Source organism: Lysobacter enzymogenes (genome assembly GCF_017355525.1).
Taxonomy (GTDB): Bacteria; Pseudomonadota; Gammaproteobacteria; order Xanthomonadales; family Xanthomonadaceae; genus Lysobacter; species Lysobacter enzymogenes_C.
This window is the reverse complement of record NZ_CP067395.1, coordinates 1,428,971-1,450,547: the sequence shown is the minus strand read 5'-3', so window position 1 is coordinate 1,450,547 and position 21,577 is coordinate 1,428,971. Positions and strand designations below refer to the sequence as shown.

Here is a 21,577-nt window from a genome sequence, read left to right as displayed (position 1 = left end):
AGGACGCCCCTTCCCGGGGGAGGGAGAGGAAGGGGCGTCGTGGTTCAACGATGCGGACGAACGAAGCCGATCGAGCTCAGCGCTTGCCGGCGCCGCACTTGCCCTCGCCGCACTTGCCTTCGCCGACCGGCTTGCCGGCGGCCTTGCGCGCGGCCTTCACCGACTCCAGCGCTTCGGGCAGCGAGATCGAGCCGTCGCGGTTCTTGTCGATGCCGTCGAACTCGGCGGCGCGATCCGGAGCGCGGGCGACGAACTCCTCGCGCGAGACCTTGCCGTCGTGGTTGCGGTCGGTCTGGGCGAAGCTTTCTTCGCCGCACTTGCCCTCGCCGCATTTGCCTTCGGCGGCCTTGGCGGCGTGGCCGGCGGAGACCAGATAGCCCTGGGCCAGCGGTTGCGAAGCGAACGCCTGGCCGGCGAGCAGCAGGCCGCCGCCGAGGGCGACGCCGAGCAGGCCGAGAGTGCGGACGGGACGGGCGGCAGCGTTGTGGTTGCGCGACATGGTGGTACTCCTGAAGGTGCGGACGGGCCGCGGGGATGAGCGCCGCGGTGGCGGCGCGGAAACGAAAGGGAGATGCGAGCGCAGGCGCGCTGCGGGAAACGGATGCTCAGGCGTGCGCGGCGACGACGGCGTTGCGCGGCAGGCGGACGCGTCGCCACTGCGCGGCCAGCGCCAGCGCCGCGGCCAGCGCGATCAGCGCGCCGCCGAACCACGGCAGCAGCAGGGCGCTCGGCAGGCCGAAGCCGAGCGCGACCAAGGCCCAGGTGCAGGCGTCGGCGTCGGCTGCGTTGCGCAGCGAAAAACCTTGGAAGGAGCGCGCGATCAGATGATCCAGGCTGAAGCGCCCGCCGCCGCCGAGGATCAGCGGCAGCAGCATCGCCAGATAGATCAGCGGCAGCTTGTAGTTGCCGTGGCCCTGGTCGCTGATCGCATAGCCCTGCCACAGCTCGGCCAGGCTCGACCAGTGCTCGGGCCAGTGCACGGTGTAGATCGCGACCACGGTCAGCACCCACAGCGCGAACGCGAACCAGCGCGTGCCCAAGCCGATCAGCAGCGCCAGACCGCCGATCAGTTCCAGCCAGGTCGCGGCGAACCACGACGCATCGGCGCCGAACAGCGAGAACGGCCAAGGGAACTTGTCGCCGAGTTCGGCGAACCAGTTTTCGCCGTTGAACTTCTCCAGGCCGGATTCGACGAACTCCCAGGCCAACAGCGCGCGCAGCGCGACCGGCGCGATCCAGGCGCCGACCGCGTCGATGCGCGGGAACAGTGCGCTCGACAGCGGCGAGGTGGCGTGGGTGAGGGTGGCAGTGGCAGTCCGCATGATTCGCTCCTGAAGGTGGCGCCCGGTGGGTGTGGCGCTATTTCGGAGCGGCGGGGTATCGGCAACGTGTCGGCGCAGCGGCGCTTTTGTCGCCTAATGTGGCCTGGGAGGCGGCGGATACATTGGGATACAAATCCCGGGCACGGGCCGTTGCGGGAAGGCCGTCAGGCCCTCCCGCCGAGAAGGTCGGGCGCTCTTGTCGGGCTCCAAATCAGTCTTTTCCGGCCCTGAAAACAAAAACGGGCCCGAAGGCCCGTCCGGCGCGGCCTTCAGGCCGCCGCATCCTCGGCGCCGGGCGCCGCGCCGCGCTGGCGCGACCAGGCGAAGATCGCCTCGAACACCGGCCGCAGCCGGCGCGCGTCTTCGGTGATTTCGTATTCCACCCGCGGCGGGATTTCGGGATAGACCGTTCTGCGGACCACGCCGTCGCTCTCCAGCTCGCGCAACTGCTGGGTCAGCATGTGCTGGGTGACGCCGGGGATCGCGCGCTTGAGCTCGTTGAAGCGATGCATGCGCTGGCTCAGCAGCCACAGGATTTCCAGCTTCCATTTGCCGGCGAACACCGCGAACGCGGCGCGGATTTCGGCGTGCGCCTCGTCGACGCGGTCGGCGTGCTGGCTGCAGGGGTCAGTATGGTCGGGCATACCCAGTCCGGAAAATCATCCTTCTTGTGAGGATCACTATACGCCAATAGATTGCCCGGCAAGCGCGAAACGCCTGCGTTTGCAGGGGTTTTTCGCGCCCCCCCTTCCTTTAGGCATTCACTGGCGACCCGACCATGAACATCCTGCACATCGATTCGAGCATCCTCGAGGACCAGTCGGTCAGCCGCAAGCTGTCGGCGGCGATCGTGTCCAGACTCAGCGCGCTGACGCCCGGCGCGAACGTGATCTACCGCGACCTCAACCGCGAGCCGCTGCCGCAGTTGAGCACGGCCAACGCGCATGCGCTGGACGCGTCCGCGCCGGCCGGCAACGACGAGGTGCGCGCGCTCAACGCGGCGCTGGCGCAGGTGCTGGCGGCCGACGCCATCGTCATCGGCGCGCCGATGTACAACTTCAGCGTGCCCGCGCCGCTCAAGGCCTGGCTCGATGCGCTGGCCGTGCCCGGCAAGACCTTCAGCTACGACGGCGGCGCGCCGCAGGGGTTGCTCGGGGCCAAGCGCGTGATCGTCGCCTCCAGCCGCGGCGGCGTGTACGCGCCGGAGTCGCCGATGGCGGCGCTGGAGCACCATGAGAACTATCTGCGCGCGTTCTTCGGTTTCCTCGGCGTGACCCGGCTCGAGTTCGTGCGCGCCGAAGGCGTGCGCCTGGGCGCCGAACACGCCGAACGCGCCGTGGCCGGCGCGCTGGAGCAGGTCGGGCAGTTGCGCGCGGCGTAAGCGCGAAGCGCGCTCAGCGCCGCAGCGCCGAGCCCGCCAGCAGCGCGCCGAAGCCGATCAGCAAGACGCCGAACGCGCGGTCGATGCCGCGCCGCCAGCGCAGCAGCCGCGCCCGCACCGCGCCCTGCGAGAACAGCAGGGCGACCAGCGCGAACCACAGCAGGTGGGCGCCGGAGACGAACGCGCCGTAGCCGAGCTTCACGCTCAACGGCGTGTCCGGCCCCACCACCTGCAGGAACAGGCTGACCACGAACACCGTGCACTTGGGATTCAGCGCATTGGTCAGGAAACCGGTGCGCAAGGCGGCGAAATCGCCGGCCGCGGCCGGCGGCGCCGCGGCCGCGGTGTCGTCGGCGTCGCGCGAGCGCAGCATCTTCACGCCGAGCCACAGCAGATACAAAGCGCCGAGCAGCTTGAGCGCGGCGTACAACTGGATCGATTCGCGGATCACCAGCCCGACCCCGAGCAGGGTATAGCCCACGTGCACCCACACGCCCAGGGCGATGCCGAGCGCGGTCAGCACGCCGGCGCGACGCGAACGCAGCAGGCCGTTGCGCGAGACCATCGCGAAGTCCGGGCCGGGGCTGATCACCGCCAGCGCGGTGATGGTGACTACGGCTAACAATTCCTGCATGGGCGGTCCGCACGGTCGGGTCGGTTTGCGGCTAAATTAGATGCGGGCCAGCCGAGCCGCAAACGATGGATTCTCACGACGATGGTGAGCAAAACTCACTGCCCGCATGGCGCGCGCGGACCGCGCTGCCGCCGCTGGGCGCGCTGCGCTGCTTCGAGGCGGCCGCGCGCCTGGGCGGCTTCACCCGCGCCGCGCAGGAACTGCACCTGACCCACGGCGCGGTCAGCCGCGCCGTGCGTTCGATCGAGGACGCGCTCGGCGTGCAGTTGTTCGAACGCCGCAACCAGCGCGTCCACCTGACCCAAGCCGGCGAGCGCCTGCGCGACGCCGCGGCCGGCGCGTTCGAACTGCTCGCCGCGACCGTGCGCGAACTGCGCGAGCCGCCGCGCAAACCGGCGCTGGTGGTGTCGTGCGAACCGACCCTGCTGATGCGCTGGCTGATCCCGCGCCTGCCGGCGTTCCAGGCCGCGCATCCGCAGATCGCCCTGCAATGGGTGGCCGGCGGCGGCGCGGTCGGCTTCGGCGAGGTCGACCTGGCGATCCGCCGCAACGATTTCGCCTGGGGCCGCGGCGTGCACGCGCTGCACTTGTTCGACGAACGGGTCGGCCCGGTGTGCAGCCCGGCCTATCGCGACGCCCACGTCGAAGGCAGCGGCCGCAGCGCGCGCTTCGCGCCCGGCGCCTGCCTGCTGCACAGCGCCACCCGCGCCGGCGCCTGGGACGACTGGGCGCGCGCGGCGCGGCGCAAGCGTCCCGCGGCGGCGACGGCGCAGACGTTCGAGCATTTCTACTTCAGCCTGCAGGCCGCCGCGGCCGGCGTCGGCGCGGCGATCGGGCCGTGGCAGCTGGTGCGCGACGACGTCGAATCCGGCGTGCTGGCCGCGCCGCTGGGCTTCGTCGCCGACGGCAGCGCGTACTACCTGCTGGCGCCGGCGCCGGCGCGCGCCGGTTCGCCGGCGGCGCGGCTGGCGGCGTGGTTGCGCGCGCAGGCCTGAGCGAAGCCGCTCAGCCCCCGCGGCGCGCAGCCAGCGCGTGGTTGCGGCCGTCCACGTAGGCGCGCAGCAGCGCGTCGTCGAGCGGCGGGCAGCGCGCCTGCCCGATCAGTTCGGCGACGGCGTTGCCGATGCGCGGATCTTCGAACGCGGCGGTCGCGGCGGTTACGCCGGTCGCGCCGGTCGCGTCGGCCGCATCGGCCGACAGCACCGCGGCGACCTCGGCGCTGGCCGGGTCGGCGGCGACGAGCGCGAGCCAGTCGCGATAATCGACCCGCCGCACCCGCGCGCCGTCGCTGGCGGCGATGGCGTCGGCGAGGCGCGCGAACGGGAACGAATGCGGATGGATCAGGTTGAGGCTGCGTCCGTCCAGGCCCTCGCGCAGCGACAGCTCGACCAGGAACGCGCTCATCCAGTCCACCGGCAGCCAGTTCAGCGCGGCCTCCAGCGTCGGCACGCAGCGGTGGCGCAGGCAGGCGTCGACGAACAGGCTCCAGCTGTCGCGGTCGTTGCCGAGCGCGGTGGCGCTGTCGCCGCTGATGTGGGTGGGGCGGTACACCGCGAACGGCAGGCCGCGCGCGGCGCCGGCGCGCAGCAGCCGTTCGGCGGTCCATTTGCTTTGCGCGTAACCGGTGCGCAGGCCTTGCCAGCGCGCGAGCAGCGTTTCTTCGTCGAGATCGGCGTCCGCGAGCGGATCGCGCGGCGACAGCGCGGCGACGGTGGACACGTAGTGCACGCGGGTCGGCGCGCCGCGCGCGGCCAGCCGCATCACCTCCAGCGTGCCGAGCACATTGGCCGGCTTGAGCGTGCGGTAAGGATGCAGCGAGTGGACCCAGGCCCCGTTGTGGTAGATCGCGTCGAGGCGTTCGCCGAGCGCGTCGAAGCGCTCGGGCGTCAAACCCAGCGCGGGCGCGGCGAGGTCGCCGGGTTCGATGTCGATCCGATCGAGGTCGCAGTCCGCGTCCAGGCCGAATGCGCTCAACGCGTTGCGCAGGCGCAGGCGGCCCTGCGCGGCATCGGCGCAACGCAGCAGGCAGTGCACGCGCGCCGGCGTGCGCCGCAGCAATTCGCGCAAGAGATAAGCGCCGAGGAAACCGTTGGCGCCGGTCAGCAGCACCCGTTGCGGTGCGCTCTGCGCGCGCGCCGGGCCGTGGCCGCGCAGGTCGTCGGGCAGCCTCGCTTCGGCGGCGAGGTCGAGCGGCGAATGCGCGGACGCAGGCGCGGCCGATGTCAGCAGCGCGGCCATCTCGCGCAGCAGCGGGCGCAGGAACACCTGACGCACCGGCACCGGCGCGTTCGCGCGCTGGCTCAGTTGCGCGGCCAGCCTTGCGGCCAGCAGCGAGTGCCCGCCGAGCTCGAAGAAGTGATCGTCGCGGCCGATCGCTTCGACGCCGAGCAGGGCGCGCCAGATCTGCGCCAGTTCGGTTTCTGCGCCGGGCCGCGGCGGCTGCGCGCTGCGCCGGGCCAGATCGCTGCCGTCCGGCGCCGGCAGCGCATCGCGGTCGAGCTTGCCGTTCGGCGTCAGCGGCAGCCGCGGCAAGGCGACGAAGGCCGCCGGCCGCATGTAGTCGGGCAGCGCCGCGGCGACCGCGGCGCGCAGTTCGGCGGCGAGTTGCGCATGCGGAAGCGAAGGATCGGTCGGCACCACGTAGGCGACCAGACGGGTTTCGCCAGGCCGGTCTTCGCGCGCGACGACCGCGGTCTCGGCGACGCCGGGCTGGCCGGCCAGCTGCGCTTCGATTTCGCCGGGTTCGACCCGGAAGCCGCGGATCTTGATCTGGCGGTCGTTGCGGCCGAGAAACAGCAGGCTGCCGTCGTTGCGGTAGCGGGCCAGATCGCCGCTGCGGTACATGCGCGGCGCGGCGTCGTCGCCGGTCGCGGCGAAGGGATCGGCGAGGAAGCGTTCGGCCGTAAGCTGCGGCTGGCCGCGATAGCCTTGCGCGACCGCGTCGCCGCCGATGTAGAGCTCGCCGGCCGCGCCGAGCGGCACCGGGCGTCGCTGCGGATCGAGCAGGTAGACGCGCGCGCGGTCGATCGGCTGGCCGATCGGCGGCAGCTCGGGCCAATGCGCGGGCTCGCGCGGCAAGGTGTGGGCGGTAGCGACGTGGGTTTCGCTGGGCCCGTAATGATTGTGCAGGCGCGCGCTGCCGAGCCGTTCGAACATGCGGCGGATCTGCGGAGTGATCCGCAGCGCTTCGCCGGCCACCGCGACATCGCGCAAGTGCCGGTCGAGTTCCTGCGCCTGCGCCGCATCGCACTGGACGACGGCTTCGGCCAGCCCTTGCAGCGCGATGTACGGCAGATGCAGACGCTGCACCCGCTGCGCGCACAGCTGCGCGAGCAGGGCGGGGAAATCGAAGCGCAGCGGCGCGTCGACCAGCACCAGCGTTCCGCCCTGGCCGAGGCAGCCGAAGATTTCCTGGAACGCCACGTCGAAGCCGAGCGCGGCGTATTGCAGCGTGGTTTGCGCCGGCGGCAGCGTGCGCGCCTGCCAGCGCAGCAGGTTGAGCAAGGGGCGGTGCGGCATCAGCACGCCTTTGGGTACGCCGGTGGAGCCGGAGGTGTAGATGAGGTAGGCCGGCGCTTCGGGATCGTCGCCGAAGCGGTCGTCGGCAATGGCGCCATCCGCGAAGTCCCGGTCGTGCGGATCGAGCATCGGCGGCAGCGCCGCGCCGCAGTCGGCCAAGGCGTCGCGCCCGGCTTCGTCGGCGAGCAGCAGCGTCGCGCCGGCATCGGCGAGGATCCGTCCGAGACGTTCGCGTGGATAATCAGGATCCAGCGGCAAATACGCGCCGCCGGCCTTGAGCGTAGCCAGCATCGCCACCACCGGCGCGATGCCGCGCTGCAAACACAACGCGACGATGCCGCCGCGGCCCAGGCCGGCCGCGCACAGGCGCGCCGCCAGGCGTTCGGCGAGGCGGTCGAGCGCGGCGTAGTCGAGCCGTTGCTCGCCGTGGACCAGCGCGATCGCCGCGGGCGTGGCGCGGGCCTGCCGCTCGAACGCGCGGTGCACGCCCTCGTGCGTCGCCGGCGCCGCGGCGCTGCGGTTGAATTCGTGCAACTGCAACGCGAGCTCGGCCGCATCCGGCAGTTCCACCGACGCCGGCGCGCGGCTGTCGTCGGCGCTCATCGCCCGCAGCAGGGTCAGCAGATAACCGACGTGGCGGCGCATGGTGGCGGCGTCGAACAGCGCGGTGCTGTACTGCAGTTCGCCGACGATGCCGTCGTCGTCCTCGTGCAGATGCAGTTCCAGGTCGACCCTGAGCGTGTCGCCGGTCAGCCGCGGCGGATCGGCGCGCACGCCGTCGAAGGCGAACACCGGCGGCGCGTTGCTCTGCCAGGCCAGCATGACCTGGAACAGCGGCGTGGCGTCGAGCCGGCGCTGCGGCTGCAAGCGCTCGACCACGCGCTCGAACGGCAGATCCTGGCGGTCCTGCGCTTCCAGCGCGGCGTCGCGCGCGCGTTCGAGCAATTCGCCCAGACTGGCCCAGCCGGCCACGTCCACGCGCAGGGCCAGGGTATTGACGAAGAAACCGATCAGCGGCTGCAGCAAGGCCTGGCTGCGATTGGCGGCGGGCGTGCCGACGACGACTTCGTCCTGGCCGGACAGGCGCGCGAGCAGCGCCGACCACGCCGCCAGCACGGCCATGAACGCGCTGGCGCCGCGGCTGCGGGCGCGCCGCTTGAGCGCGGCGGTGTCGTGCGCGTCCAGGCGCAGCGGCACGCTCGCGGCGGCGAAGGACTGCTGCGCCGGACGCGGCCGGTCGGTGGGCAGTTCCAGGCGCTGCGGCGCGCCGGCGAGACGCTGTTGCCAGTAGTCGCTTTGCGCGCGCAGCCGCGGGCTGTCGGCGCCGCCGCGCTGCCAGGCGGCGTAATCGCAGTAGTGCAGGGCCAACGGCGGCAGCGGATCGGCGCGGCCGGCGGCGAACGCGTTGTAGAGCGCGCTGAGTTCGCGCGCGAGCACGTCCATCGACCAGCCGTCGCAGACGATGTGGTGTTGGATCAGCAGCAGTTCGTAATCCTCGTCGCCCAGACGGAACAGCGTGGCGCGCACCAGCGGGCCGGCGGCGAGATCGAACGGGGCGTGCAGTTCCGCAGCGGCAAGCGCCGCGCGGGCGACCTCGGGATCGCCGCCTGCGCGCAGGTCGCGCTCGCGCAGCGGCAGGCCGTGCGCGGCCGGCAGCAACTGCGCGACCGGCTCGCCGTCGCGCGCGGGAAATACGCTGCGCAGCGCCTGCTGGCGGGCGAACAACGCATCGAGCGCGCGCGCGAGCGCCGCGCGGTCGAGCGCGCCGCGCAGACGCACGGCCAAGGGCACGTGGTAGCTGGCGCTTGCGCCGTCCAGCTGGGTCAGGAACCACAGCCGCTGTTGCGCCGACGACATCGGCAGCGCGTCGCCGTCGTGCGCGCGCGGCGCCAACGCCGGTTCGGCGGTGCCGGCGGCGTCCAGGCCGAGCTCGCGGCGCAGTTCGCGCAGGTGTTCGATCTGCGCCGGATCGAGCCGGCCGAGGATGGCTTTGATCAAGGTCATGGCATGTTCCTCAGTCGTGATCCTGCAGGGCCGCGGCCAACAGCGCCTCGGCGAAACCGGCCAGGCGCGGGCGGCGGAACAGCAGCGACGGCGCCACCGCCACGCCGAGTTCCTCGCGCAAGCGCGCGAGCAGCCGCATCGCCAGCAGCGAATGGCCGCCGAGTTCGAAGAAGTCGTCGCCGCGGCCGACCGGGTCGCTGTGCAGCAACTCCTGCCACCACTGCGCGAGCAGGGTTTCCAGCTCGCCTTGCGGCGGCGCGTAAGCGCGGCGCGCGAACGCATCGGCGCCGGGGGCGGGCAGGGCGCGGCGGTCGAGCTTCCCGTTCGGATTGAGCGGCAGCGCGTCCAGGCGCACGTACGCGGCCGGCAGCATGTAGCCGGGCAGGCGCGGGATCAGATGCGTGCGCAGCGCGGTCGCGAGCTCGCCTTCGCCGGCCGCGGCGGCGACCACATAGGCCACCAGTCGTTTACGCCCGGGCTCGTCCTCGCGCAGCAGCACCGCGGCCTCGCGCACCGCCGCGTGTTCGCGCAGGCGCGCTTCGATTTCGCCCAGTTCGATGCGGTAGCCGCGCAGCTTGACCTGGCCGTCGTTGCGGCCGAGGAACATCAGTTCGCCGTCGTCGCGATAGCGCACCAGATCGCCGCTGCGGTACATGCGCGCGCCCGGCGCCGGGTCGAAGGGATCGGGAAAATAGCGTTGGGCGTCGAGGTCGGGGCGGCCGAGGTAGCCGCGCGCGACCCCGGCGCCGCCGAGATACAGCTCGCCCGGCGCGCCCAGCGGCAACGGCCGGCGCTGCGCGTCGAGCACATAGGCGCGGGTGTTGGCCAGCGGCCGGCCGATCGGTGTGGGCGCGTCGCCGGGCCAGTGCGGCGGCGGTTCCCAGGCGGTGGCCAGCACCGTGGTTTCGGTCGGGCCGTACACGTTCACCGGGCGCGCGCCGCCGCGTCGCAAGGCGCTCAGCAGGCCCGGCGGCACCGCTTCGCCGCCGACCAGGAACGTCGGCGCGGCCGCGAAGTCGGGGAAGCGATCGCGTCCCTGCAGGAACGCCGGCGGCATATAGCTCAAGCCGATGCGTTCGCGCGCGATCCAGTCCAGGTACGCGTCGGCGTCGGCGCGTTCGCGCTCGCTGGGGATGCACAGCGTCGCGCCACGGATCAGGCTCAGGCCGATCTCGATCAGGCTGGCGTCGAAGCTTAGCGACGCGAACTGACCGATCCGGCTGCGTTCGCCGATGCCGAAGCGTTCGGCCTGGCTGTGGGCGAACTGGACCAGGTTGCGGTGTTCGATCATCGCGCCCTTGGGCTCGCCGGTGGAGCCGCTGGTGTAGACGATGTAGGCCAGATGCTCGGGGCGGACGTCGGTTCGCAGCGGCGCCGCGTCGCCGTCGCTCGCCGCTGCCGCACCGTCGATCGTCAGCTGCGGCCACGCGCCGATATCGCCGACTGCCGCCAGGGCGCGGCCGCCTTCGGCATCGGTCAGCACGCACACCGGCGCGGCGTCGGCGAGCACGCGCAGGCTGCGTGCGCTGACGTGGGCGGGATCCAGCGGCACGTAGGCGCCGCCGGCCTTGAGCACGGCCAGGATCGCGACGATCGCGTCGAAGCCGCGCCGCGCGCACAAGACCACGCGCCGGTCGGGCGCCACGCCGGCGGCGAGCAGGCGCCGGGCCAGACGATTGCCGGCGGCGTCGAGCGCGGCGTAGCTCAGTGCGGCGCCGGCGTGTTCGAGCGCGGCCGCGTCCGGCGTGCGCCGCGCCTGCTGTTCGAACAAGGCGTGGAAGCAGGCGTCGCGCGGATAGTCGGCGTCGGTGCGGTTCCAATCGTGCAATTGCAGCCTGCGCTCGTCGGCGTCGAGCAGGTCGATGCCGGCGGCCGGCCCGGCGACGTCGTCGGCGAAGGCGCGCAGCGCGGCGAGCAGGTAGCCGCGGTGGCGTTCGATCATCGCGGCATCGAACAACGCGGTGGCGTAGCGCAAGCCGCCGGTCAGGCCGCCGTCGCGTTCGCCGAGCCGAAGTTCGAGATCGAGTCCGGCGCTGTGCGCCGACGCGTCGGTGCCCGACGGCGTCGCAGCTGCGGCGTGCCCGTCCTGCCAGGCGAACAGGGCCTGGAACAGCGGCGCGCGGTCGGCGCGGTGCGGCGGGATCAGCGCTTCGGCCACGCGCTCGAGCGGCAACGCGCGATCCCGGGCTTCGAGCGCGCAGCGGCGGACGCGGGCGATCAGTTCGCCGGCTTCGGGATCGCCGGACAGGTCGATGCGCAGCGCCAGGGCGTCGGCGCAGACCTCGTCGGGCGGCGGGCCGCCGGCCGGTTCGCGCTGCGCGTCGGACGCGCCGACGACGATATCGTCCTGGCCGGAAAGCCGGGAGAGCACCAACGCCCACGCGGCCAGCACCAGCGCGAACAGACCGCTGCCGTCGCGGTCCGCGCGCCGCCGCAGCGCGTCGGCGAGCGCGGCGTCGATCCGCAGCGGCAGCATCGCGCCGTCGATGCACGCTTGCGCCGGGCGCGGTTGCCGCGTCGGCAAGTCCAGCCGCGCCGGCGCGCCGCTCAGCGCGCGGCGCCAATACGCCAGCGCTGCGTCGGCCGCGGACGCGTCGGTCTCGGCGCGCATCGGGCTGGATTCGCCGTGCGCGAACCCGACGATGTCGGTTTCGCATCGCGGTGCGGGCGCACCGGCGGCAACGTCGCCGCGATCGGCGCGGGTGGCGCCGGCGGGCGCCGGGTTGGGATTCGTACGCAGCTCGTCCATGGTGTCGTCACGATCGGTGGTTGGAAGGGGAATGACAGCGGATCAGTCGCAGTGGCGGCGCAACCACTGCGCGCAGCGGCGCAGGTGGTCGCGATCGAGAGCGGGGAAGCGCGCCGGATCGAGCCGTTCGGCCACGGCATTGGCGATCGGGCTTTGCTCGGGTTCGCCGTCCGCGTCGGCGTGCGGGCTCAGCTCGGGCGGCAGGATCGAGGCGATCGCCGCAGTCGCCGGGTGCGCCGCGCAATCGCGCAACCACTGCGGGTACGGACGCTTGGCCGCGGCCATGCCGGTTTGTTCCAACGCGCAATCGATCCAGTCGGCCAACCGGTACCCGTGCGGGTCGGCGAGGTTGAAGCTGCGGCCGTCGCTGTCGCCGCGCAGCGACAGCTCGACGATCGCCGCGGCCATGCGGTCCACCGCCAGCGAGTTCATGCGCAGGTCGATGTCCGGCGCGTTGCCGAGCCGGTAGCACGCCTGCACGAACAGGCTCCAGGCGTCGCTGAGGTTGCAGGCGCCGTCGCCGCCGGCGCCGGCGATGTGGGTCGGACGGTAGACGGTGAACGGCAGCCCGCGCTCGCCGCCGGCGCGCAGCAGCCGTTCGGCCACCCATTTGCTGCGTGCGTAGCCGCTGCCGAGCGCGCGCCAGCACCGCGCCAGCGCTTCCTCGTCGCCGGCAGGCGCGCCCAGCGCGCGCACCTGCGCGGGCGCGGGCACGGTGCTCAGGGTCGAAACGTAGTGCACGTGCTTGCGCCGCGTCCGCGCGGCCAGGCGCATGACCTCGATCGTGCCGCCGACGTTGGCCGGCTTGAGCGCGGCGTAGCCGTGCAGCGAATTGACCCAGGCGCCGTTGTGGTAGATCGCGTCGATGCGTTCGGACAGCGCATCGAATCCCGACTCGCTCAAGCCCAGCCGCGGCTGGGCCAGATCGCCCGGCACGATCGCGACCCGCGCCGGGTCGGCGACGCCGTCGAGACCGAGCGCGGCCAGCGCGGTTTCGAGACGGCGCCGGCCGTCGGCCGGGTCGGCGCAGCGCACCAGACAGTGCACGCGCGCCGAAGTGGCCTGCAACAAGGCCTGCAACAAGAACGCGCCGAGGAAGCCGGTGGCGCCGGTCAGCAACAGCTCGCGGCAATCCGCGGCTGCCGCCGCCGCGCGTAGCCCGGCGCCGTCGATGGCCGGGTCGAGCGCCGCTTCGGCGTCCAGGTCCGCGCCGTCGGCCGCCACGCCGTCGAACGCCGCGTCGCCGACCGCCGCGCCGGCGTGCGCATGCAGCAGCGCGGCCATCCGGTCCAGGCGCGAATGCGCGAACAGTTCGCGCACCGGCACCTGCGCGTCGAATTCTTCGCCCAGCCGCGCGGCCAATTGCACCGCGCGCAGCGAATGGCCGCCGAGTTCGAAGAAATCGTCGTGGCGGCCGACCCGCTCCACGCCCAGCAGTTCCCGCCACAGCGCCGCCAGCCGCCGTTCCTCGCCGGGCTGCGGCGGTTGGTAGGCGGCGTGGGCGAAGTCGTCGCCGCCGGGGGCGGGCAATGCGCGCCGGTCGAGCTTGCCGTGCGCGGTCAGCGGCAGCGCGTCGATGCGTACGAACGCGGTCGGGCGCATGTAGTCGGGCAGGCGTTCGGCCAGGAACGCGCGCAAGGTCGCGGCGAGCGCGTCCTCGCCCTGCGCGGCGGGGTGGGTGCGGTCGGCGACCAGATACGCGGCCAGATACGGCTCGCCGGCGCGGTCCTCGCGCGCGATCACCGCGCAATCGCGCACCGCCGGATGTTCGCTCAGCCGCGCCTGGATCTCGCCCGGTTCGATGCGGAAGCCGCGCAGCTTGATCTGTTCGTCGTTGCGGCCGAGGAACAGCAGTTCGCCGTCGGACAGATAGCGGGCCAGATCGCCGCTGCGGTACATGCGCGCGCCCGGCCGCGGATCGAAGGGATCGTCGAGAAAACGTTCGGCGGTCAGGTCGGGACGGCCGAAATAGCCGCGCGCCACGCCGGCGCCGCCGATGTACAGCTCGCCGACCGATCCGGTCGGCACCGGTTGCCGCTGCGCGTCGAGCAGGTACAGGCGCACGTTGGCCAGCGGCCGGCCGATCGGCAGCGGCGCGTCGGGCGCCTGGGCGAAATCGCGCGGCGCGGTCCAGGCGCTGGCGCAGACCGTGGTTTCGGTCGGGCCGTAGGCGTTGACCACGCGCGCATGCGCCGACAGCGCGCGCATCAGCGCCGGATTCGGCGCCTCGCCGCCGAACAGCAGCGTCGGACGGTGCTCGAAGCGCGGCACCGGCTGGCCTTGCAACAGCGCCGGCGGCAGGGTCGCGTGGGTGATGCGGTGGCGGCGCACGAACGCCATCGCCGCCTGCGCCGACGCGCGCTCGGCCGGTTCCGGCAGATACAGCGCGCCGCCGCGCACGAACGCCATCAGCAGGTCGAACACGCTGGCGTCGAAACCGATCGAATTGAATTGCAGCACCCGGCTGCGTCGGCCCAGGCGGAAGCGCCGCACTTGCGCCGCGGCCAGTTGCGCCGCGTTGCGGTGTTCCACCATCACGCCCTTGGGCGCGCCGGTGGAGCCGGAGGTGTAGATCAGGTAGGCCAGGTCCGCGCCGCTGCGGCCGGGCACCTGCGGCGCGTACGCGACGCCTTGCGACCACAGCGCTTCGTCGTCCAGGTGCAGGCGCGGCGGCGCGACGGCGCCGTCGCTGTCGCCGGCGACGGCGTCCAGCGCGGCGCGGCCGGCAGCGTCGCACAGCGCCAGCGCCGGCGCGGCGTCGGCGAGGATGCGGCCGAGCCGGGCCGAGGGATAGACCGGGTCGAACGGCAGGTACACCGCGCCGGCCTTGAGGATGGCGAGCACGCCGGCGATCAGGCCGAACCCGCGTTGCGCGCCCAGCGCGACCCGGTCGCCGCGGCCGACGCCGCGCTCGATCAGCGCATGGGCGAGACGGTTGGCGCGCGCATCGAGTTCGGCGTAGCTCAGCCGCGCGCCGGCGTGGACCACCGCGTCGGCCTGCGGCGTGCGCGCGGCCTGACGGGCGAAGGCCGCGTCCAACAACTGCTCGCGGTCGAACGCGGCTTCGCCGCGGTTGCGTTCGTGCAGCAGCGCCGCGCGCTCGTGCGGCGGCAGCAGCGGCCAGTGCGCCACCGCGCCCGGGTCTTGCGCGGCGAACGCGCGCAGCGCGGCCAGCAGATAGTCGCGATGGCGCTCGATGGTGGCGCGGTCGAACAAGCCGGCGGCGTAGTTGAGCCCGCCTTCGACGATGCCGTCGCGTTCGCCCAGCACCAGTTCGAGGTCGAACTTGGTCCAGCGCAGGCGCAGCGGCTCGGCGCGCGCGTCCAGCCCCGGCAGGCGCGGCACCGGGTCTTCCTCGTTTTGCCAGGCGAACATGGCCTGGAACAGCGGCGTGCGGTCGAGCCGGCGCGGCAGTTGCAGCGCGTCGACCACTTGTTCGAACGGCAGGTCCTGGTGCGCCTGCGCATCGAGCGCGGCCGCGCGCACGCGCGCCAGCAGCGCGGCCGCGTCGGGCGCGCCGGACAGATCGATGCGCAGCGCCAGGGTGTTGACGAAAAAGCCGATCAGCGTCTGGGTTTCGTGGCGGTTGCGGCCGCCGGTGGCGGCGCCGACGACGAGGTCGTCCTGGCCCGACACTCGCGCCAGCACCGCGCTCCACGCCGCCAGCAAGGTCATGAACAAGGTCGCGCCGTGGCGCTGGCCGCAGCGCTTGAGCGCGGCGGTCAGCGCGGCGTCCAGGCGCAGCGGCACGAAGCCGGCGGCGAAGGATTGCTGCGCCGGCCGCGGCCGGTCCGCCGGCAGTTCCAGCAGCGCCGGCGCATCGGCCAGCGCGCCGCGCCAATAGTCGGCCTGCGCGCGCAGGCGCGCGGGGTCGAGGTGGCGGCGCTGCCAGATCGCGACGTCGGGGTATTGCAGCGGCAGCGGCGGCAGCGGATCGGCGGCGCCGGCGGCGAACGCGGCGTAGAGCGCGCCGAGCTCGTCCATCAGCACGCCCAGCGACCAGCCGTCGGCGACGATGTGGTGCGCCACCAGCGACAACACGTGCTCGTCGTCGCGCAGGCGGAACAGGCGCGCGCGCAGCAGCGGCCCGCGTTGCAGATCGAACGGCGCGTCCGCGGCCTGGTCCATGCGTTCGCGCAGCCGGGCCTCGCCGTCGTCGTCGCCGCGCAGGTCGCACTGCGCCCAGTCGATGCCGCTGTCGGGGTCGAGCAGGCGCGCATGCGGCGCGCCGGATCGGTCGACGAACACGCTGCGCAGGCCTTCGTGGCGGGCGAACACCCGATCCAGCGCGCGGCGCAGGGCGGCGGCATCGAGCGCGCCGCGCAGGCGCAGGGCCAGCGGGATGTGGTAGTTGGCGCCGTTGCCGTCGAACTGCGAGAGGAACCACAAGCGCTGCTGCGCCGGCGACAGCGGCAGCGCGCCGTCGTCGTCGCCGGGTTCGCGCGGCCGCATCGGCGCGGCCGCGCCGCCGTCGGTTCGCGCCGCCAGCGCGTCGATGGCCGCGGCCAGATCGGCCAGGCGCGGGCGCGCGAACAACTCGGCCAGCGGCAGCTCGATCGCGAACGCGCGGCCGATCCGGCTGAGCAGCCGCACCGCGATCAGCGAATGCCCGCCGAGGTCGAAGAAATGGTCGCCGCGGCCGACCCGGGCCACGCCGAGCAGTTCCTGCCACAACCGCGCCAGCGTGGTTTCGGTGGCGCCGCGCGCGGCCTCGAACGCGGCGTGCGCGAACGCGGACGGATCCGGCGCGGGCAGGGCGCGGGCGTCGAGTTTGCCGTTGGCCGTCGCCGGCAGCGCCGTCACCGTTACGAACGCCGACGGCAGCATGTAATCGGGCAGGCGCGCGGCCAGATGCGCGCGCAGCGCCGCCGGCCAGTCGGCGCCGACCGTGCAGGCGGGCGCGGCGTAAGCCACCAGCGCGGTCTGGCCGTCGGGCCGTTCGCGCGCGATGACCGCGCATTCGCGCACCTGCGGATGCTCGGCCAGACGCGCTTCGATTTCGCCCGGTTCGATGCGGAAACCGCGGATCTTGATCTGCTGGTCGTTGCGGCCGAGGAACTCGAGGCGGCCGTCGGCGCGGAAGCGGGCCAGGTCGCCGGTGCGGTACATGCGCGCGGCGCCGCCGGCGAAGGGATCGGCGAGGAAGCGTTCGGCTTCGAGCCCGGGCCGGCGCAGATAACCGCGCGCCACGCAGGCCCCGGCCAGATACAGCTCGCCGGCCGCGCCGCGCGGGACCGGCTGGCGGTGGCGGTCGAGCAGGTAGACGCGGCTGCCGGAAATCGGCCGGCCGATCGGCGCATGGTCGGGCTCGGCGTCGAGGTCGGGGCCGAGCGCGCAGGCGACCGCGACATGGGTTTCGGTCGGGCCGTAGTGGTTGTGCAGGCGGCAGTCGGGCAGGCGCCGCAGCATCCGCCGCAGTTGCGGCGTGAGCCGCAGTTGCTCGCCGGCGACGATCACTTCGCGCAAATGCGCGCGCACTCCGGCCAGCGCCGCGTCGTCGCAGTCCTCGATCGCTTCGGCGAGACTTTGCGCGGCGATGTAGGGCAGATGCAGGCGATCGACCTCGTGCGCGCCGAGCAGCGCCGGCAGCGCGGCCATGTCCAGGCGCTGCGGCGCGTCGATCAACACCAGCGCCGCGCCGCTGCACAGGGCGCCGAAGATTTCCTGGAACGCCACGTCGAAGCCGGTCGCGGCGAACTGCAGCACCCGCCGCGCCGGCGCCAGCGCGCTGCGCTGCCAATGCAGCAGTTGCGCCAGCGGCGCATGCGGCATCGTCACGCCTTTGGGCGCGCCGGTGGAGCCGGAGGTGTAGATGACGTAGGCCAGATGTTCGGGGCGCGGGCCTTCGGGGTGCAGGCCTTCGGGGTGCGGATGTTCGGGGCCCGGTCCGGCGTGCGGCGGATCGCCGGCGGCGTCCTTTTCGGTCGCGTCGAGCGGACCGAACGCGTACGCGTCCAGGTCCAGCACGCGCGCGCCGCCGGGCACGGCGCCGGCCAGCGCCTCGCGTCCGGCGCCGTCGGCCAGCAGCGCCACCGGCGCGGCGTCGGCGAGCACCTGGGCCAGACGCTCGCGCGGATGGCTCAGGTCGAGCGGCACGTAGGCGGCGCCGGCCTTGAGCGCGGCCAGCGCGCCGACCGCTACGCCGAAGCCGCGCTGCGCGCACAGGCCGATGCGTTCGTCGGCGCCGGCGCCGCAGCGGCGCAGCCGCCGCGCGAGGCGTTCGGCGCGGGCGTCGAGTTCGGCATAGTCCATGCGCCGCTCGCCGTGGATCAGCGCGGTCGCGTGCGGGGTCGCGCGGGCCTGCCGCTCGAACAGCCGGTGCACGCACTCGGGCGCAGCGGCGTCCGCCTCGGGTTCGCCGCGCCCAAGCGGGCCGAGCACGTGCGCGCGTTGCGCCGCGTCGAGCAGGTCGATCCGCGTCGCCGCCAGCGAGGGCTGCGCGCACATCGCGTCCAGCGCCGCGTGCAGGCCGCCGAGCTGGCGCTCGATGGTGGCCGCGTCGAACAGCTCGCTGGCGTAGCCGAGTTCGCCGATCAGCTCGCCGTCGTGCTCGCGCACGTGCAGTTCCAGTTCGAAGCGCACCGCGGCGAACGGCTGGCTCGCGCGCACGCTCAGGCCGGGCAACTCGAAGCGCCCGGTTTCGTTGCTCTGCCAGGCCAGCAGCGCCTGGAACAGCGGCGTGCGGTCGACCCGGCGCTCGGGTTGGGCCAGTTCCACCACTTGCTCGAACGGCAGGTCCTGGTGCGCCTGCGCGCCGAGCGCGGCGGCGCGTACGCGTTGCAGCAGGCGCGCGGTGTCGGGTTCGTCGGCGAAGTCCACGCGCAAGGCCAGGGTGTTGACGAAGAAACCCAGCAGCGGTTCGATCTCGGCGCGCTCGCGATTGGCCGAGGGCGTGCCGATCACCACTTCGTCTTGCCCGGACAGGCGCGCCAGCACCAGCGACCAGGCCGCGGCCACGGCCATGAACAAGCTGCATCCGTGGTCGCGGCACAGCCGTTGCAGGCGTTCGACCCGCGCCGCATCCACCCGCAGCGGCAGCGCGCCGGCGGCGTGCGCGGGCCGCGGCGGGCGCGGGCGATCGGTCGGCAGCGCCAGCAGCCCGGGTGCGCCGGCCAGGGTCGCGCGCCAGTACTCCGCCTGCGGCGCCAGACGCTCGCCGTGCAGCCAGCGCTGCTCCCAGGCGGCGTAGTCGGGGTATTGCACGCGCAGCGGCGGCAGTGGATCGGCCTCGCCGGCGCGCGCCGCCGCGTACAGGGCGCCGAGTTCGCGGCCGAGCAGGTGCAGCGACCAACCGTCGCAGGCGATGTGGTGCTGGGTCAGCATCAGCACGTGGCGGCATTCGCCGGTGCGGATCAGGCGCGCGCGGATCGGCGGCCCCGCGGCCAGATCGAACGGCGTGCGCGCGTCGACTTCGCACAGTTCGCGCAACCGCGCCGCGTGATCGTCCAGCCCGCGCAGATCGTGTTCGCACAAGCGCAAGCCGGACGCCGCCGGCAGCAGCCTCGCGCGGACCTCGCCGTCTTGCGCCGCGAACACCGTACGCAGCGCCTCATGGCGCGCGTAGACCGCGTCGAGCGCGCGGCGCAGCGCGGCGAGGTCGAGCTCGCCGTCCAGCTCCAGGCGCAGCGGCATGTTGTAGCGCACCTCGCCCGGCTCGAGCTGGTGCAGGAACCACAGGCGCTGCTGCGCGTGCGAGACCGCCAGCGTCGCCCCGCGCGGCGCCGGTTCGATCGGCGGCAGCGGCGGCGCGCCGGCGTCGTGCGCGCGCAGATGCCCGATCTGCGCCGCCAGCGCGGCCAGGGTCGGATGATCGAACAGCGCCGCGGTCGGCAATTCGACTCCGTCGCGTTCGCGCAGCCGCACGCGCAGCCGCGCGGCGGTCAGCGAATGGCCGCCGAGGGCGAAGAAGTCGTCGTCGCGGCCGACCCGTCCGACGCCGAGCAACTCGCACCACAACTGCGCCAGCGCGCGTTCGTCCGCGCCTTGCGCCGGCCGGTAATCGGCGCGCGCGCGGTCGCCGTCGGCGGGCGCGGGCAGGGCGGCGCGATCGAGCTTGCCGTTGCCGGTCAGCGGCAGCGTCGGCAGCGCCACGTACGCGGCCGGCAGCATGTAGCCGGGCAGGCGTTCGGCCAGGAACGCGCGCAACGCCGCCGGCGCGGCCGCGCCGGCGTAGTAGGCGAGCAACTGCGGCTCGCCCGCGCCGTCCTCGCGCGCCAGCACCGCGCATTCGCGCACCTGCGGATGCTCGTCCAGGCGCGCCTGGATTTCGCCGAGTTCGATGCGGTAGCCGCGCAGCTTGATCTGATCGTCGTTGCGGCCGAGGAACAGCAGCGCGCCGTCGTCGAGTTCGCGCGCCAGATCGCCGCTGCGGTACATGCGCGCGCCGTCCTCGGCGGCGAAAGGATCGGCGAGAAAGCGCCCGGCGCTGAGTTCGGGCTGGCCCAGATAACCGCGCGCCACGCCGCCGCCGCCGATGTGGATCTCGCCGGTTTCGCCGCGCGCCACCGGCCGGCCGTCGGCATCGAGCAGGTACACGCGGGTGCCGGCGAGCGCGCGTCCGATCGGCACCGGCGCGTCGCCGACGGCGGCGGACTCCGGGGCGATCCATTGCGTCGCGCACACGGTGATCTCGGTCGGGCCGTAGGCGTTGACCACGGTCGCCTGCGCGGCCAGTTCGCGCACCAGCGCGGGGCCGGGCGCCTCGCCGCCGAGGATCAGCACCGGCCGTCGGCCGAAGCGCAGCGCGCGTCCTTGCAGGAACGCCGGCGGCAACAACGCGTGGGTCAGGCCTTCGTCCTCGAACCATCGGTTGAACGCTTCGGCGCTGGCGCGCTGCGCCGCAGCGGCCAGATGCAGTTGCGCGCCGTGGGCCAGCGCCATCGTCAGTTCCAGCACGCTGGCGTCGAAGCCCGGCGAGGCGAACTGGGCGATGCGGCTGTCGGCGTCGATGCCCAGGCGCGCGGTTTCGGTCGCGCACAGGTGGATCAGGTTGCGGTGTTCGACCATCACGCCCTTCGGCGCGCCGGTGGAGCCGGAGGTGTAGATCACATAGGCCAGATGATGCGGGCGCAATCCGGCCACCTGCGGGTCGCGCGCGGCCCAGACGCGTTCGTCGCCGCCGTCCGGATCGCAGGCCGGATCGCAGGTCGAATCGGCCAGCGGATCGAGCACGCGCAGCGAGGCCAGCGCGTGCGCGCCGAGCGCGGCGCGGCCGGCCTCGTCGCACAGCGCGATCGGCGGCGCGGCGTCGGCCAGCATCGCCGCGAGCCGCGCCGAGGCATAGTCGGGATCGAACGGTACGTACGCGCCGCCGGCCTTGAGCACCGCCAGCACCGCCACCGGCAGGGCGAAGCCGCGCTGCACGCACAGCGCGACCAGACCGTCGGGGCCGGCGCCGGCATCGATGAGTCGCTGCGCCAGCCGGTTGGCGCGCGCGTTGAGTTCGCCGTAGCGCATGCGCCGGCCGTCGTGGACCAGGGCGATCGCGTCGGGACGGCGCTGCGCGTGACGTTCGAACCGGTGCTGCAGGCCGGCGAACGCGGCGCGCTCGTGCGCGGCGTCGTGGCCCGCCGCGGCGGGATTCAACGGGGAGGTGGGTTCGAATCGGGACATGGGTGCGACGGGCTCCGGAAACGGCGACGGACGAGGCCGCGCGACGGCGTCCGGGTCGCGGCGCGACGGTCCGGATGCAACGTCGCAGCGGGCGACTCGTGAACGGGGGGAGAGGCAAGTGCGATGGCGGTCGGGCGGTCACTCGGCTCGGACGGCGCGATCGCCGCGGAACCATCGGGCATCCGTTCGCGTTGAAATGAACGTGATCGGGTTCCGTTTCGCGGCCGCCGGCGACGCTCATGGCGCGCCGCAGAGCCGGTCGCGCCGGCGCAGTCTGGCAACGAATGCGATGCTTCCGAAGTGAGTGTTGTCATGGCCGTTTAGCTTGGCGGCGGCGAGTCCCAAAGCGTGAGAAC

The 21,577-nt window shown here is 73.4% G+C and carries 9 protein-coding genes; 2 read left to right on the top strand and 7 right to left on the bottom strand.

The genetic code is table 11. From position 1 onward, the window contains the following. Positions 1–76: 76 nt before the first annotated feature. The 3 genes from JHW38_RS05820 to JHW38_RS05810 form a co-directional block, all read right to left on the bottom strand. Positions 77–499 (bottom strand): HvfA family oxazolone/thioamide-modified RiPP metallophore, encoded by a 423-nt coding sequence (locus JHW38_RS05820; RefSeq protein WP_207525048.1) that lies wholly within the window; start codon positions 497–499, stop codon positions 77–79. Between the two features lie 106 nt (positions 500–605). After that, positions 606–1,322 (bottom strand): HvfX family Cu-binding RiPP maturation protein, encoded by a 717-nt coding sequence (locus tag JHW38_RS05815; RefSeq protein ID WP_207525047.1) that lies wholly within the window; start codon positions 1,320–1,322, stop codon positions 606–608. A 269-nt stretch (positions 1,323–1,591) separates the two neighbouring features. Further along, entirely contained in the window at positions 1,592–1,966 is a 375-nt protein-coding gene (locus JHW38_RS05810) for a winged helix-turn-helix transcriptional regulator (protein WP_207525046.1), read from the bottom strand. A gap of 134 nt (positions 1,967–2,100) precedes the next feature. On the opposite strand from JHW38_RS05810, the gene JHW38_RS05805 reads away from it, so the two are divergent. Further along, positions 2,101–2,703 carry an FMN-dependent NADH-azoreductase gene (locus tag JHW38_RS05805; RefSeq protein ID WP_207525045.1) on the top strand — a complete coding sequence of 201 codons (603 nt, stop codon included), beginning with the start codon at positions 2,101–2,103 and terminating at the stop codon, positions 2,701–2,703. Positions 2,704–2,716: 13 nt separating this feature from the next. On the opposite strand, the gene JHW38_RS05800 is transcribed toward JHW38_RS05805, so the two are convergent. Next, positions 2,717–3,337 (bottom strand): LysE family transporter, encoded by a 621-nt coding sequence (locus JHW38_RS05800; protein WP_207525044.1) that lies wholly within the window; start codon positions 3,335–3,337, stop codon positions 2,717–2,719. Positions 3,338–3,402: 65 nt separating this feature from the next. Between JHW38_RS05800 and JHW38_RS05795 the strand changes: the two genes are divergently transcribed. Beyond that, positions 3,403–4,332, top strand: coding sequence for a LysR substrate-binding domain-containing protein (locus JHW38_RS05795; RefSeq protein ID WP_207525043.1), 930 nt, complete (start codon positions 3,403–3,405; stop codon positions 4,330–4,332). A 10-nt stretch (positions 4,333–4,342) separates the two neighbouring features. Here JHW38_RS05795 and JHW38_RS05790 read toward each other — a convergent pair whose 3' ends face one another. Genes JHW38_RS05790 through JHW38_RS05780 form a run of 3 tightly spaced genes read right to left on the bottom strand, consistent with a single transcriptional unit; the run spans position 4,343 to position 21,221 of the window. Beyond that, on the bottom strand, positions 4,343–8,860 hold the full coding sequence (locus JHW38_RS05790; protein ID WP_207525042.1) for a non-ribosomal peptide synthetase: 4,518 nt from the start codon (positions 8,858–8,860) through the stop codon (positions 4,343–4,345). A 10-nt stretch (positions 8,861–8,870) separates the two neighbouring features. Then, on the bottom strand, positions 8,871–11,609 hold the full coding sequence (locus JHW38_RS05785) for a non-ribosomal peptide synthetase (RefSeq protein WP_207525041.1): 2,739 nt from the start codon (positions 11,607–11,609) through the stop codon (positions 8,871–8,873). A gap of 42 nt (positions 11,610–11,651) precedes the next feature. Further along, a complete protein-coding gene (locus JHW38_RS05780; protein WP_207525040.1) occupies positions 11,652–21,221 on the bottom strand; it encodes a non-ribosomal peptide synthetase in 9,570 nt (3,189 codons plus the stop codon). Between the last annotated feature and the right edge of the window lie 356 nt (positions 21,222–21,577).